Below are 14,000 nucleotides of genomic sequence, written 5' to 3' on the forward strand. Positions count from 1 at the left end.
TCAATTAAAGCGAAAAATTTGCGAATGTCAAACGAATGCTGGTGGAAAAGGCAATCGAATTTTAACGCGCCGTTTCGATCAACCGAACATCCTGGTCCTGGCAGATGGCCCTCACGTCTTCGACTGGACAGATATCCGTTATAAAGGTGTGGACCTGGGTAATGTGGCCGATCCTGACCGGCGCGGTCCGTTCGAATTTGGTCGAATCCGAAACCAGGATAACGTGGCGGGCATTGGCGATGATCGCCTGTGCGACCTTGACCTCGCGGTAATCGAAATCAAGCAAGGCTCCGTCGTGATCGATTGCAGAGGCACCGATGACGGCATAGTCCACTTTGAACTGCCGGATGAAATCGACCGCGGCCTCGCCGACGATACCACCGTCAGCACCACGGACGACGCCCCCGGCAATAACCACCTCGATCGAGGGAAAAACCCGTAACCGATTGGCAACATTTATATTGTTCGTGATAACCATCAGTTCGGTGTGGTCGAGAAGTGCTTCTCCCACCGCTTCAGTGGTCGTGCCGATATTGATGAACAGCGAAGAATTGTTCGGGATCATCGCGGCGGCAGCCTGCCCGATCGCCTGCTTTTCCAGGGCCGCGATCGAACGGCGCGCTTCGTATTTCACATTCTCGTTGCCGCTCGGGAAAATCGCCCCGCCATGAATGCGCGTCAGCACACGACCGTCGCAGAGGTCGTTCAGATCCTTGCGGATTGTCTGCGGCGTTACGGAAAAACGTGCGGCAAGCTCGTCGACGAGAACCCGGCCCTCCGTTTTGGCCAGATCGAGGATTTCTGACTGGCGCCCCGTCAGATACATGGCTTCTTCCTCCCATTTTCGTTTTCTTTCATAATATGCAAAAACGAAAGTCACGCAATTTCATAAATGCAGCGAGTGATCAGAGCTTGGTTCCTTTCCATCGTGACGTTGCAATTCAACGCGTGATGCTACAGCCTGCAATCGCGCCAGGAGGAGTATGGATGTTTCAGCCGTCATTGTTCAGGGATCAGCGTGTCGTCGTCACAGGTGCCGGCCGCGGTATCGGAAGGGAGGTTGCCCGGCAGTTTCTCGACTGCGGTGCAATCGTCTATCTGCACGGGGGGCGCAGCCTGCGCGAACCCATGCCTGATTTTCTGACTACAGCCCTGACAGAAGGCCGCGCTTTTCTGTCCTATGCCGATTTCTCGACCGCGGCCGGCGTCGAAGCACTTGCAACAGACATAGCATCGCGATTTCAGGCAATCGATGTTCTCGTCAACAATGCCGGAACCATGGTCGGCCGGTTCCTAGCCGAGGAATTGACGGACGCTCAATATGAGAGCGTCGTGCAACTGAACCAGACCTCGGTCGTGCAGACGACGCGCGCCCTCCTGCCGCTTCTCAGGCGCGGCACCCATCCGGCCATTGTCAACACGGTGTCTATCTCGGCCCTGACAGGCGGCAGCGCCGGTTCCTCCATTTACTCGGCAACGAAGGCCTTCGTCTCGACTTATTCCAAGGCCCTGGCCCGCGAGCTTGCACCCGCCGGCATCCGGGTGAATTGCGTTTCGCCCGGCACGATCGCCACGGAGTTTCACGAGCGCTATTCCTCGGCTGAAAAGCTGGAAGCAACGCGCAAGACTATCCCGCTACAGCGATTGGGAACGGCGCAGGATTGTGCGCCCGCCTATCTCTTTCTCGCCTCCAATGCGCTGTCCGGCTATATCACCGGGCAGGTTCTTGAAGTGAATGGCGGGCAATTGATCTGCTGAACCTGGACCTTTCGGCGTTTGGGGATTGCCCATGATCGACAAGCTGGAATTCTTTATCGCCCTCGCCCATGAGCGGCATTTTGGCCGGGCGGCCGAACAATGCGGCATCACCCAGCCGACGCTTTCGGCCGCTATCCGGCAGTTGGAAGACCAGCTCGGCGTCATGCTCGTCAATCGGGGTTCGCGCTACCAGAGCCTGACGCCCGAGGGCCAGCGCGTGCTGGAATGGGCGCGCCGGATCGTCGGCGATGCCCGCACCATGCACGAGGAAATGCGCGCGGCCCGGCGCGGTCTCGTCGGACATATAAGGCTGGCGGCCGTTCCAACCGCGCTTGCCATGGTTCCCCGCATCACGGCTCCCTTTCAGGAGAAACATCCGGAGGTGACCTTTTCGGTTTTGTCCACCACGTCCCTCAAGATCCTTGGCCTGCTCGAAAATCTGGAGATCGACGCGGGACTTACCTATCTCGAGAATGAGCCGCTCGGGCGCGTGACCAGCGTGCCGCTGCAGGTCGAGCGCTATCATCTCGTCACCACAGCGGGAAGCGAACTGGCGGATCGCGATACCGTGACCTGGCGGGAGGTCGGAAAAGTCAGGCTGTGTCTGCTGACTGCCGACATGCAGAACCGGCGCATCATCAACCAGCATTTTGCGGAAGCTGGCATCGCCGTTGCTCCCACGCTCGAATCCAATTCGATGATCGTCCTCTTTTCGCATGTCCGAACCGGGCACTGGGCGAGCATCATGCCCTACAACGTTGCGAAATCCTTCGGCTTTCACGACGACATTCGGCTTGTACCGATCATTGAGCCGGACGCGCGGCACACGGTCGGCCTGGTTGCAACGCATCGCGAACCCTTTACACCGCTTGTCTCGGCCCTGTTGCACGAGGCGCGAATACTGTCCGACGCCCAGATAGTCTGATAGAAAAATCCTATCGCTCCACGAAACACGCGTATTGACGCTCTTTGCCGCGACTGCGACAGTCGCCAGCTATGCGAACGGCAACTGCCGCCTGAGGCTTTCGATCGGCCAGACGCTCTGGGAGGAGCGATAGGGGCCATGAAAGGCTGAAGGCAAAGTCGGTTTCGCCCGTATCAGTTCGGGAGGTCTGAGCGTGAATGTGCATCTATCCAGCCGGGATACCGAACTCCGGACGCTCGATATCATCAGCGCGTTGAAATCTCTTGAAGGGCCGCTGCTGCCCATCCTACATGAAATTCAAGCCGAGTTTGGCTATGTGCCGCAGGAATCTCTGCCGGTCATCGCCCGAGAACTCAACCTGTCGCGCGCCGAGGTCCACGGCGTCGTGACCTTCTATCACGATTACCGCGACCACCCAGCAGGCCGGCATGTTCTAAAGCTCTGTCGCGCCGAAGCCTGTCAGGCAATGGGCGGCGATGCGTTGGCCGAACGCGTGAAATCCCTGCTCGGTATCGACTTCCACCAGACGACACTGGATGGAGCTGTGACGCTGGAGCCGGTCTATTGTCTCGGGCTCTGTTCCACCGCACCCGCCGCGATGCTCGACGGCGCGGTGTACGGACGGCTGGATACGGATGTCGTGCGCGATCTCGTTGCGGAGGCCCGCGCATGACCGTGCGGATATTCATTCCCAAGGACGCAGCCGCCCTGGCGCTCGGCGCCGATCGTGTCGCACAGGCTTTCATCCGCGAAATCGAGGCGCGCGGTCTCGATGCGGCGATCGTGCGCAACGGTTCACGCGGCCTGCATTGGCTGGAGCCGATGATCGAGGTCGAGACGCCGGAAGGCCGGATCGCCTATGGTCCGGTGAGGGCGTCCGATGTCGCATCCCTGCTTGACGCGGGCCTTGCCACCGGCGGCAGCCATGCGCTCTGTCTCGGGAAGACCGAGGACCTGCCCTTCCTCAAGAACCAGACGCGCCTGACCTTTGCTCGCTGCGGCATCGTCGATCCGCTGTCGCTTGAAGACTACAAGGCCCATGACGGCCTGAAGGGGCTTGCGAAAACCGTTGCGATGGTGCCCGCCGACGTCGTGGCACAGGTGACCGAAAGCGGCCTGCGCGGCCGCGGCGGCGCAGGCTTCCCGACGGGCATCAAATGGAAGACAGTGCTGGATACGGCAGGTGACCGCAAATACATCGTCTGCAATGCCGATGAGGGCGACAGTGGCACATTCGCCGACCGGATGATCATGGAGGGCGACCCCTTCGTACTGATCGAGGGTATGGCGATCGCCGGCATCGCGACCTTGGCGACCAAGGGCTTCGTCTATATCCGCTCGGAATATCCCCACGCCATCGCAACAATGACGTCGGCCGTCGAGATTGCCCGCAAGGCCGGTGTTCTGGGCAATTCCGTGCTCGGCTCAGGCAAGACTTTCGACATAGAGATCCGCACCGGCGCCGGCGCCTATGTCTGCGGCGAGGAAACGGCGCTCCTGAACTCGCTGGAAGGCAAGCGCGGCATTGTCCGCGCCAAGCCGCCGTTGCCGGCCCACAAGGGCCTGTTCGGCTGTCCGACGGTGATCAACAACGTCATCTCGCTGGCCTCCGTGCCTGTCATCATGGACAAGGGCGCGGCCTTCTACAAGGACTTCGGCATGGGCCGCTCGCGCGGCACGATCCCGATCCAGATTGCCGGCAACGTCAAGCATGGTGGCCTCTACGAGGTCGCCTTCGGCCTGACGCTCGGGCAGATCGTCGATGAGATCGGTGGCGGCACGGCTTCGGGACGCCCGGTTAAGGCCGTGCAAGTCGGTGGTCCGCTTGGCGCCTATTTCCCGCGCGCGCTGTTCGATACGCCGTTCGACTATGAGGCATTTGCGGCAAAGGACGGCCTGATCGGCCATGCCGGGATCACCGTCTTCGACGATACGGCCGACATGCTGAAGCAGGCTCGTTTCGCCATGGAATTCTGCGCCGTCGAAAGCTGTGGCAAGTGCACACCCTGCCGCATCGGCTCGACGCGTGGTGTCGAAACGGCTGACAAGATCGCACAGGGAATCGAGCCCGAGAAGAACCTCGCCTTGCTCGCCGACCTCTGCAATACGATGAAGTTCGGCTCGCTCTGTGCGCTCGGCGGTTTCACGCCCTATCCGGTCATGAGCGCCATGAACCATTTCCCGGACGATTTCCGTCCGACCCCTCTCGTCGAAGCTGCGGAGTGATCGCCATGTCCCTCGTTCCTGAAATCGACTTCGGTACTCCCGCCTCCCGCGCGGAAAAGATGGTGACGCTGACCATCGACGGCAACGAGATTACCGTGCCCGAGGGCACCTCGATCATGCGGGCCTCCATGGAGGCCGGCATCCAGGTGCCGAAACTCTGCGCGACCGACATGGTCGATGCCTTCGGCTCCTGCCGCCTCTGTCTCGTGGAGATCGAGGGACGCAACGGCACACCCGCCTCCTGCACCACGCCCGTCGCCTCCGGCATCAGCGTCCACACCCAGACCGCGCGGCTGAAAGATATCCGCAAGGGCGTGATGGAGCTTTACATCTCCGATCACCCGCTCGACTGTCTGACCTGCGCTGCCAACGGCGACTGCGAGCTGCAGGACATGGCTGGCGCCGTCGGCCTGCGCGATGTGCGCTACGGCCACGAGGGAGATAACCATGTCAAGGCGCGCAATGATGGCGCCATCAACGCCAAGTGGATGCCGAAGGACGAGAGCAATCCGTATTTCACCTATGATCCTTCGAAGTGCATCGTCTGCTCGCGCTGCGTCCGTGCATGCGAAGAGGTTCAGGGCACGTTCGCGCTGACCATCGAGGGCCGTGGCTTCGGCTCCCGCGTGTCGCCCGGCATGCACGAAAATTTCCTGGAATCGGAATGCGTTTCCTGCGGCGCCTGCGTGCAGGCCTGCCCGACCGCGACGCTGACGGAAAAATCGGTCATCGCCATCGGCCAGCCGGAGCATTCGGTCGTCACCACCTGCGCCTATTGCGGCGTCGGCTGCTCCTTCAAGGCGGAGATGCGCGGCGAGGAACTGGTGCGCATGGTGCCGTGGAAGGACGGCCAGGCCAATCGCGGCCATTCCTGCGTCAAGGGCCGTTTTGCCTATGGCTATTCGACCCACAAGGAGCGCATCCTCAATCCCATGATCCGTGAAAAGATCACCGATCCCTGGCGCGAAGTCTCCTGGGAGGAGGCGCTCAATCATACGGCATCGGAATTCCGACGCATCCAGTACCAGTATGGCCGCGAGTCGATCGGCGGCATCACCTCCTCGCGCTGCACCAATGAAGAAACCTATCTCGTCCAGAAACTGATCCGCGCCGGTTTCGGCAACAACAATGTCGATACCTGTGCCCGCGTCTGCCATTCGCCGACCGGTTATGGCCTCGGCGCCACCTTCGGCACCTCCGCCGGAACGCAGAATTTCGATTCGGTCGAACACACGGATGTCGTCATCATCATCGGCGCCAACCCGACCGATGGTCACCCCGTGTTTGCGTCGCGCTTGAAGAAGCGGCTGCGCCAGGGCGCCAAGCTCATCGTCATCGATCCGCGTCGCACCGACATGGTGTCGTCGCCGCATATCAAGGCATCGCACCACCTGCCGCTGAAGCCCGGCACCAATGTCGCGGTGATGACGGCGCTTGCGCATGTCATCGTCACGGAAGGCCTTACCGACGAGCAATTCATCCGCGAGCGCTGCGACTGGTCGGAATTCGAGGATTGGGCGGCCTTCGTCTCGCAGCCGGAGCACAGCCCCGAGGCGATCGAGGTATTCTCCGGCGTCCCGGCTGAGGAAATCCGCGGAGCCGCCCGGCTGTTTGCCACCGGCGGCAATGGCGCCATCTATTACGGTCTCGGCGTTACCGAGCACAGCCAGGGCTCGACGACGGTCATCGCCATTGCCAATCTTGCCATGGTCACCGGCAATATCGGTCGTGCGGGCGTCGGCGTGAACCCGTTGCGCGGCCAGAACAACGTTCAGGGCGCCTGCGATATGGGCTCCTTCCCGCACGAGCTTCCCGGCTATCGCCACGTCTCGGATGATGCAACGCGGGAAACCTTCGAGAAGCTCTGGGGCGTGACGATCTCTAACGAGCCAGGCCTTCGCATCCCCAACATGCTGGACGCCGCCGTCGATGGCTCCTTCAAGGGCATCTACATCCAGGGCGAGGACATTCTCCAGTCCGACCCCGACACCAAGCATGTGCAGGCTGGTCTTGCCGCGATGGAATGCGTTGTCGTGCAGGACCTGTTCCTGAACGAAACCGCGAACTATGCCCATGTCTTCCTGCCGGGCTCCACCTTTCTGGAAAAGGATGGCACGTTTACAAATGCCGAGCGCCGCATCAACCGAGTCCGCCGGGTCATGACCCCGCGCAACGGCTTGGCTGACTGGGAAGTGACGCAGAAGCTTGCCCAGACCATGGGGCTCGACTGGGCCTATTCGCATCCATGCGAAATCATGGACGAGATCGCCGCGACGACGCCGAGCTTCGCGCTGGTCTCCTATGACCATTTGGAGAAGATGGGTTCCGTGCAGTGGCCCTGCAACGAAAAAACCCCGCTCGGCTCGCCGATCATGCATATCGACGGCTTCGTGCGCGGCAAGGGCAAGTTCATCCGCACGGAATACGTCGCGACGGACGAAAAGACCGGGCCACGCTTCCCGCTGCTGCTCACCACCGGGCGCATCTTGAGCCAGTACAATGTCGGCGCGCAGACCCGGCGCACGGACAATGTCGTCTGGCACGAGGAGGACCGGCTGGAAATCCATCCGCACGACGCCGAAGTCCGCGGCGTGCGCGATGGCGACTGGGTGAAGCTGCAGAGTCGCTCCGGCGATACGACGCTGCGCGCGCTGATCACCGACCGCGTCGCGCCCGGCGTCGTCTACACGACCTTCCACCACCCGACGACGCAGGCCAATGTCATCACGACCGACTTCTCCGACTGGGCGACCAACTGCCCGGAGTATAAGGTAACAGCCGTCCAGATTTCGCCGTCGAACGGCCCGTCGCAATGGCAGATCGATTACGACGAACAGGCTCGCCACTCCCGCCGGATTGCTGGCAAGCTTGAGGCTGCGGAGTAGGGTGGAATGATGCGCTTGTGGCAAATACCCCCCTCTGTCGGCAGGGCCGACATCTCCCCCACAAGGGGGGAGATCAATCCTGGGCTGGCTTTCGAGCAAGATCTCTCCACAGCGATCTCCACCCTTGTGGGGGAGATGTCCGACAGGACAGAGTGGGGTGCCACACGCTCCATTCCGTCATGACCCAGTTCCAGCTCACCCAAACCGTCCCGGAGACCGCCTGCCGCAACGGCAAGCTCTCCCCCGGCTCGCGCGTCGTCCCCGAGGAGACCCCGATCGCGCTCTCCTATGGCGGCTCCACCCATGCGGTGATGATGGCGACACCCGGTGATCTCGAGGACTTTGCTGTCGGCTTCAGCCTGACCGAAGGCATCATCGCCGCTCCCGTCGAAATCGAATCGATCGAGGCCGTCGCCGACGGAAGCGGAATTGACCTGCAGATTATGCTCAAGGACGCGCAGAACGACGCGCTCACCGCCCGCCGCCGCCATATGGCTGGTCCGGTCGGTTGCGGTCTCTGCGGCATCGAATCCATCGAGCAGGCGGTGCGCAAGACGCCGTTGGTATCCGGTTCCTCATTGCGGTTGTCCGAACAGCAGATCATCGAGGCAGTTTCCCTGCTGCACGGCCAGCAGCCGCTACATTTCGAAACGCGCGCCGTACATGGCGCCGCCTTTTACGTGCCCGGCAAGGGCCTGATAGCCGTGCGCGAGGATGTCGGCCGGCACAATGCACTCGACAAACTGGTGGGCGCGGCCGCGCGCGCCGGTTACTCCGGAGCGGACGGTGCCGTGGTCGTCACAAGTCGGGTCTCCGTCGAGATGGTTCAGAAGACCGCGATCATCGGCAGTCCCTTCATCATCGCCATATCGGCTCCCACCGCGCTTGCCATCCGCACAGCAGATGAGGCCGGCATGACGCTGATTGCCTTGGTGCGCGGTGAGGATTTCGAGACTTTCACCCACCCTGACCGCATTCGATCCGGAGCTATCGCCGATGTCGCTTGATACCACCAATGGCAAACTCGTGCGCATGGCCAACCAGATCGCCACCTTCTTCAAGTCCCAGCCGGAAGCCGAGCGGGTCGAAGGCGTCGCAATCCATATTAACAAGTTCTGGGAGCCGCGCATGCGGCAGGCTTTCTTTAGCCTCATCGCGCGAGGTGACGCCGGGTTCGACCCTATCGTCATCGCCGCTGCCGCCCTGATCAAGCAACCCTATTCCGGCTCGGAAGGCGTTGGTACCGGGAGCGACGCTGCGAAAGGCGCCCCAGAGGGCAAAGGCACGGCTGCGGGCGAATCGCTGTCCGAACCAAGTATTCCGGAAAAGGCTTGAGTCCAAGAGCCGATTGGGATGAAATCGACATTGACGTCAGCGATTGATGCGCGTTGACAGAATGATCGACGACAGTGTCTTCTCGACGCCGTCGATCTCGCCGATCCTGTCGATGACGAGATCGAGTTCGCTGATCGACGATGCGGCAACGATGGCGATAAGATCGAAACTGCCGCTGACGGAATGCAGCATGCGCACGTCCTCAATGGCATGAAGCGCCTGCGTAACGCGCGCCAATGCCTTCGGCGCAAGCGTGATCATGACATGCGCCTTGACCAGACCTTTTTCGAAATCATCCGATAGACGCACACCATAGCCAGCGATCACCCCTGCCCGTTCCAGCCGTTCGATTTTCGCCTGCACGGTCGTCCGCGAAAGGCCAAGCCTGCGGGCGAGAAGAGCGGTTGGCATCCGGGCGTTCTCGCTAAGCATAGCCAGAAGCTGTCTGTCCTTCTCCATGACCGTCATTATGCCCACTCCCGACGGCATATTGCCGATTTTAACACTTCATTTCTAACAGACCGGCGCTTCATATCAACCACGGTCGCGTCGATAATGCCTTTAGACAAGCTACCAGGGGAACCAAATGAAAAACATCGTCGTTATAGGCGCCGGCAAAATCGGCTCGACCATCGCCCGGCTTCTTGCCCATTCCGGCGACTACCACGTGACCCTTGCAGATCGGAGCACCGAACAACTGGCTTTGCTCGAAAAGCATGAGGCAATCACCCCGGTCGAGATCGATATTGCCGACGGCAAGGCGCTGGTCGGCCTGCTCACCGGCAAATTCGCCGTGCTGAGCGCTGCTCCCTATCACCTAACGACGACCATTGCCGAAGCCGCAGCCAGTGCTTCTGTCCACTATCTCGATCTGACCGAGGACGTCGAATCGACACGCCGGGTCAAGGAAATCGCCGAAACCGCAACCACTGCCTTCATTCCGCAATGCGGCCTGGCGCCGGGGTTCATATCCATTGTCGCCAACGATCTCGCCAGCCGTTTCGATACGCTCGACAGTGTGCGCATGCGCGTCGGCGCCCTGCCGCAATATCCGTCCAATGCTCTGAACTATAATCTGACTTGGAGCACGGACGGCGTTATCAACGAATATATCGAGCCGTGCGAAGCGATCGTCGAGGGACAGTTGATCAAGGTACCGGCCCTCGAGGAGCGTGAGGAATTCTCCCTCGACGGCGTCACCTATGAGGCCTTCAACACCTCCGGCGGCCTTGGCACGCTGTGCGAGACATTGAAGGGCAAGGTGCGCACGCTCAACTATCGCACAATCCGCTATCCCGGCCATGCTGCAATCATGAAAGCCCTGCTGAATGATCTCGGGCTTCGCCATCGTCGCGAGGTTTTAAAGGATATTTTCGAAAACTCTCTGCCGTCGACCATGCAGGACGTCGTCATCATCTTCGTCACCGTGTCCGGCCGCAGGGATGGACGTCTGGTTCAGGAAACCTATGCCAACAAGGTCTACAGCGCCGTTATTGCCGGCCGCATGATGAGCGCCATCCAGATCACCACGGCCTGCAGTATCTGCGCCGTGCTCGACATGCTGGCCAAGGGTGATCTCCCGGCCAAAGGCTTCATCCGCCAGGAGGAAATCGGTCTGGATGCCTTCCTCAAGAGCCGCTTCGGCCACCACTACGAACAGAGAGCCTACGCGGACAAAATGGCAAGCTGACCTGCGGGGATAAGAAGACCATGGACCGCAACGCCCGGGATTGAAAAATCCCGGGCGTTTTCTTGTGCATGCTCGCTGAAAAGGGCTTCGATTCTCTGCCTCTGGAGCTCTGCTGCGCGAAACAGTCCGCCGGCAACAAAAAACCCCGCCGAAGCGGGGCTGAACAGTCGATGCATCGCCTCTGATCAGGCGGCGACGACAATACCGTTGAGCTGGGTCAATTCGGCGAGGAATTGTTCGAGACGAGTCTTATGCTCGTCGCTATGCGAACCTTCCTCGATCTCGCTCTTGGTTGCCTCGATACGCTTTTCGATGTGCTTGCTCTCCAACTCGCTCACCGGCACCGCCGATTCCGCAAGCAGCGTACAGCCGGTGGGCAGGATATCGGCAAATCCCCCGAACACCACGTAGCGGCTGACTGCACCATCCGCAGCCTTCACGGTCACGATGCCCGGCTTGATCGTCGTCATGACAGGCGCATGATTGGCCATCACGGTCATCTCGCCTTCCGTGGCCGGAATCACCACTTCACTGACCTGCGTGGAAAGCAGGAGACGTTCCGGAGAAACCAGTTCGAAATTGAAATCAGCCATGATCATTCGCTTCTTTTGGCACTGCCAGCACAGGTGCGCCGGCAAGTCATTCAATTCGCTGCGATCAACCGAAGTTTTCCCCGCAACGTCTGAAGATCACAGGCCAAGCGCAAGCCAAGCCCGTGATCGCAGTCAAATTCACGCGGCTTCAGCAGCCAGACGCTTGGCCTTTTCGATGGCTTCCTCGATGGAACCGACCATGTAGAAGGCGGCTTCCGGAAGATGATCGTATTCGCCATTGACGAGGCCCTTGAAGCCCTTGATCGTGTCTTCGAGCGCGACCAGCTTGCCCGGCGAACCGGTGAAGACTTCGGCGACGAAGAACGGCTGGGACAGGAAGCGTTCGATCTTGCGGGCGCGCGCAACGGCCAGTTTGTCTTCTTCCGACAGTTCGTCCATGCCGAGGATGGCGATGATGTCCTGGAGCGACTTGTAGCGCTGCAGGGTCGTCTGGACGCGGCGCGACACTTCGTAGTGTTCTTCGCCGACAACCATCGGGTCGAGCATGCGCGACGTTGAGTCGAGCGGGTCAACGGCCGGGTAGATGCCTTTTTCGGCGATCGAACGCGACAGAACGGTCGTTGCGTCCAGATGGGCGAACGAAGTAGCCGGCGCCGGGTCGGTCAAGTCGTCGGCCGGAACGTAGATGGCCTGAACGGACGTGATGGAACCCTTCGTCGTCGTGGTGATGCGTTCCTGCATCTGGCCCATGTCGGTGGCGAGCGTCGGCTGATAACCAACGGCCGAAGGAATACGGCCGAGAAGAGCCGACACTTCGGAACCTGCCTGGGTGAAGCGGAAGATGTTGTCCACGAAGAACAGAACGTCTTGGCCTTCGTCGCGGAACTGTTCGGCGATCGTCAGGCCCGTGAGGGCGACGCGGGCGCGGGCACCCGGAGGTTCGTTCATCTGGCCGTAAACGAGAGCAGCCTTGGAGCCTTCGCCGCCGCCATGCTTGTTCACGCCGGATTCGATCATTTCGTGGTAAAGGTCGTTGCCTTCGCGGGTGCGTTCACCGACGCCGGCGAACACCGAATAACCACCATGCGCCTTGGCGACGTTGTTGATCAGTTCCATGATCAGAACCGTCTTGCCAACGCCGGCGCCGCCGAACAGGCCGATCTTGCCGCCCTTGGCGTAAGGAGCCAGAAGGTCGACGACCTTGATGCCGGTCACGAGGATCTGCGCTTCCGTCGACTGTTCGACGTAGCTCGGCGCTTCCTGGTGGATCGAGCGCTTGCCGGACGTGATGAGCGGACCGGCCTCGTCCACCGGCTCGCCGATGACGTTCATGATGCGGCCGAGCGTTTCCAGACCGACGGGAACCGTGATCGGGGCGCCGGTATCTGTAACGGGCTGACCACGAACCAGACCTTCGGTGGAGTCCATGGCGATCGTGCGGACGGCGTTCTCACCGAGATGCTGTGCCACTTCAAGAACGAGGCGGTTGCCGTTGTTGTCGGTTTCGAGCGCATTCAGGATCGACGGCAACTGGCCTTCGTTGAACGAAACGTCGACAACGGCGCCGATGACCTGCGTCACGCGGCCGACTGCACCCGGTGCTGCGACAGCAACCGAGGTCGACACGGCTGCTGCTGCGGCCGGTTTGCGGGCGGCGGGCTTCTTTACTGCTGCCGTATCTGTGGGGGTAGCTGCCTTAGCCATAATTCTTACCCTCTTGTCCTAACCTTAGAGCGCTTCCGCGCCCGAAATGATTTCAATGAGTTCCTTGGTGATCTGAGCCTGGCGCTGACGATTGTACGATAGCGTCAGCTTGTTGATCATCTCACCGGCATTGCGCGTGGCGTTGTCCATCGCGCTCATCTTGGCACCCATTTCACCGGCAACGTTTTCGAGCAGAGCCCGGAAAACCTGCACCGAAATATTGCGCGGGATGAGATCGCTGAGGATTTCGCCCGCGTCGGGCTCGTATTCGTAGATCGCACCGGTATCGACGGCGGCTTCGGCAGGCACGGCGGCCGGGACGAGTTGCAGCGCTGTCGGTATCTGGCTGATGACAGACTTGAACTCGGAGTAGAACAGCGTGCAGACGTCAAACTCTTCCTTCTCGAAGAGACCGATGATCTTCTTTCCGATCAGGTCGGCATTCTCGTAGCCGATCTTCTTGACTTCACGCAGATCGACGCGGTCGATGATCAGCGAGGCAAATTCCCGGCGCAGAATGTCATAGCCCTTCTTGCCGACGCAGATGATCTTGACCGTCTTGCCTTCGGCAAGCAGCTTGCGCACGTGGTCGCGGGCAAAGCGGGCGATTTGGCTGTTGAAGCCGCCGCAAAGACCGCGTTCCGCCGTGCAGACCACCAGCAGATGCGTCTGGTCGCGACCAGTCCCGGTCATCAGCAATGGCGCGCTGTCGTCCGTCCCCACAGCCTGCGCGATGTTCGACAGAACAGCACTCATCCGCTGCGAATACGGCCTTGCAGCCTCGGCCGCTTCCTGGGCACGCCGAAGCTTCGCCGCGGCGACCATTTTCATCGCCTTGGTGATCTTCTGCGTCGCCTTGACGGAGGCGATCCTGTTTTTCAGATCCTTAAGTGAAGGCATCCGTTAATCCGTCCTTACTGGAA

At 60.6% G+C, this 14,000-nt stretch carries 13 protein-coding genes; 8 read left to right on the forward strand and 5 right to left on the reverse strand.

Going from position 1 to position 14,000, the window contains the following annotated elements; translation table 11 throughout:
* Positions 1-61 precede the first annotated feature (61 nt).
* Complete coding sequence (locus PY308_RS18640) at positions 62-826, reverse strand: DeoR/GlpR family DNA-binding transcription regulator (protein ID WP_275785515.1); 765 nt, start codon at positions 824-826, stop codon at positions 62-64.
* 161 nt (positions 827-987) lie between these two features.
* Between PY308_RS18640 and PY308_RS18645 the strand changes: the two genes are divergently transcribed.
* From PY308_RS18645 to PY308_RS18675, 7 genes are all read left to right on the forward strand, one after another.
* Positions 988-1,758, forward strand: coding sequence for an SDR family NAD(P)-dependent oxidoreductase (locus PY308_RS18645; RefSeq protein ID WP_275785518.1), 771 nt, complete (start codon positions 988-990; stop codon positions 1,756-1,758).
* A gap of 31 nt (positions 1,759-1,789) precedes the next feature.
* Positions 1,790-2,683, forward strand: coding sequence for a LysR family transcriptional regulator (locus tag PY308_RS18650; RefSeq protein WP_275785519.1), 894 nt, complete (start codon positions 1,790-1,792; stop codon positions 2,681-2,683).
* Between the two features lie 193 nt (positions 2,684-2,876).
* Positions 2,877-3,356 carry a formate dehydrogenase subunit gamma gene (locus PY308_RS18655; RefSeq protein ID WP_275785521.1) on the forward strand — a complete coding sequence of 160 codons (480 nt, stop codon included), beginning with the start codon at positions 2,877-2,879 and terminating at the stop codon, positions 3,354-3,356.
* Positions 3,353-4,909, forward strand: a complete 1,557-nt coding sequence (locus tag PY308_RS18660; protein WP_275785523.1) for a formate dehydrogenase beta subunit — start codon at positions 3,353-3,355, stop codon at positions 4,907-4,909. Before PY308_RS18655 ends, PY308_RS18660 begins: the two co-directional genes overlap by 4 nt.
* Before the next feature lie 5 nt (positions 4,910-4,914).
* Positions 4,915-7,794 (forward strand): formate dehydrogenase subunit alpha, encoded by a 2,880-nt coding sequence (fdhF, locus tag PY308_RS18665; protein ID WP_275785525.1) that lies wholly within the window; start codon positions 4,915-4,917, stop codon positions 7,792-7,794.
* A gap of 179 nt (positions 7,795-7,973) precedes the next feature.
* The gene (gene fdhD / locus PY308_RS18670) at positions 7,974-8,801 is read left to right on the forward strand and encodes a formate dehydrogenase accessory sulfurtransferase FdhD (RefSeq protein ID WP_275785526.1); all 828 of its coding nucleotides are present in this window, start codon (positions 7,974-7,976) and stop codon (positions 8,799-8,801) included.
* A complete protein-coding gene (locus tag PY308_RS18675) occupies positions 8,791-9,129 on the forward strand; it encodes a formate dehydrogenase subunit delta (RefSeq protein WP_275785529.1) in 339 nt (112 codons plus the stop codon). The genes fdhD and PY308_RS18675 overlap by 11 nt, the downstream gene beginning before the upstream one ends.
* A gap of 36 nt (positions 9,130-9,165) precedes the next feature.
* Here PY308_RS18675 and PY308_RS18680 read toward each other — a convergent pair whose 3' ends face one another.
* Positions 9,166-9,597: an Lrp/AsnC family transcriptional regulator gene (locus PY308_RS18680; RefSeq protein WP_275785531.1), complete on the reverse strand. Its 432-nt coding sequence runs from the start codon at positions 9,595-9,597 to the stop codon at positions 9,166-9,168.
* 118 nt (positions 9,598-9,715) lie between these two features.
* On the opposite strand from PY308_RS18680, the gene PY308_RS18685 reads away from it, so the two are divergent.
* Positions 9,716-10,819, forward strand: coding sequence for a saccharopine dehydrogenase family protein (locus PY308_RS18685; RefSeq protein ID WP_275785532.1), 1,104 nt, complete (start codon positions 9,716-9,718; stop codon positions 10,817-10,819).
* Between the two features lie 185 nt (positions 10,820-11,004).
* On the opposite strand, the gene PY308_RS18690 is transcribed toward PY308_RS18685, so the two are convergent.
* The 3 genes from PY308_RS18690 to PY308_RS18700 all read right to left on the reverse strand — a co-directional run bounded on the left by PY308_RS18690 (position 11,005) and on the right by PY308_RS18700 (position 13,977).
* Positions 11,005-11,412, reverse strand: a complete 408-nt coding sequence (locus tag PY308_RS18690) for a F0F1 ATP synthase subunit epsilon (protein WP_275785534.1) — start codon at positions 11,410-11,412, stop codon at positions 11,005-11,007.
* Positions 11,413-11,550: 138 nt separating this feature from the next.
* On the reverse strand, positions 11,551-13,077 hold the full coding sequence (gene atpD, locus PY308_RS18695; RefSeq protein WP_275785536.1) for a F0F1 ATP synthase subunit beta: 1,527 nt from the start codon (positions 13,075-13,077) through the stop codon (positions 11,551-11,553).
* 24 nt (positions 13,078-13,101) lie between these two features.
* The gene (locus PY308_RS18700; protein ID WP_275785537.1) at positions 13,102-13,977 is read right to left on the reverse strand and encodes a F0F1 ATP synthase subunit gamma; all 876 of its coding nucleotides are present in this window, start codon (positions 13,975-13,977) and stop codon (positions 13,102-13,104) included.
* Positions 13,978-14,000 lie beyond the last annotated feature (23 nt).

This window comes from Pararhizobium gei, assembly GCF_029223885.1.
Lineage (GTDB): Bacteria > Pseudomonadota > Alphaproteobacteria > Rhizobiales > Rhizobiaceae > Pararhizobium > Pararhizobium gei.

What these genes read in the sequence shown, in the direction of transcription:
- PY308_RS18640 (WP_275785515.1), bottom strand. Translation starts at nt 826, where the DNA reads ATGTATCTGACGGGGCGCCAGTCAGAAATCCTCGATCTGGCCAAAACG.
- PY308_RS18645 (WP_275785518.1), top strand. Translation starts at nt 988, where the DNA reads ATGTTTCAGCCGTCATTGTTCAGGGATCAGCGTGTCGTCGTCACAGGT.
- PY308_RS18650 (WP_275785519.1), top strand. Translation starts at nt 1,790, where the DNA reads ATGATCGACAAGCTGGAATTCTTTATCGCCCTCGCCCATGAGCGGCAT.
- PY308_RS18660 (WP_275785523.1), top strand. Translation starts at nt 3,353, where the DNA reads ATGACCGTGCGGATATTCATTCCCAAGGACGCAGCCGCCCTGGCGCTC.
- fdhF (WP_275785525.1), top strand. Translation starts at nt 4,915, where the DNA reads ATGTCCCTCGTTCCTGAAATCGACTTCGGTACTCCCGCCTCCCGCGCG.
- fdhD (WP_275785526.1), top strand. Translation starts at nt 7,974, where the DNA reads ATGACCCAGTTCCAGCTCACCCAAACCGTCCCGGAGACCGCCTGCCGC.
- PY308_RS18675 (WP_275785529.1), top strand. Translation starts at nt 8,791, where the DNA reads ATGTCGCTTGATACCACCAATGGCAAACTCGTGCGCATGGCCAACCAG.
- PY308_RS18680 (WP_275785531.1), bottom strand. Translation starts at nt 9,597, where the DNA reads ATGACGGTCATGGAGAAGGACAGACAGCTTCTGGCTATGCTTAGCGAG.
- PY308_RS18685 (WP_275785532.1), top strand. Translation starts at nt 9,716, where the DNA reads ATGAAAAACATCGTCGTTATAGGCGCCGGCAAAATCGGCTCGACCATC.
- PY308_RS18690 (WP_275785534.1), bottom strand. Translation starts at nt 11,412, where the DNA reads ATGGCTGATTTCAATTTCGAACTGGTTTCTCCGGAACGTCTCCTGCTT.
- atpD (WP_275785536.1), bottom strand. Translation starts at nt 13,077, where the DNA reads ATGGCTAAGGCAGCTACCCCCACAGATACGGCAGCAGTAAAGAAGCCC.
- PY308_RS18700 (WP_275785537.1), bottom strand. Translation starts at nt 13,977, where the DNA reads ATGCCTTCACTTAAGGATCTGAAAAACAGGATCGCCTCCGTCAAGGCG.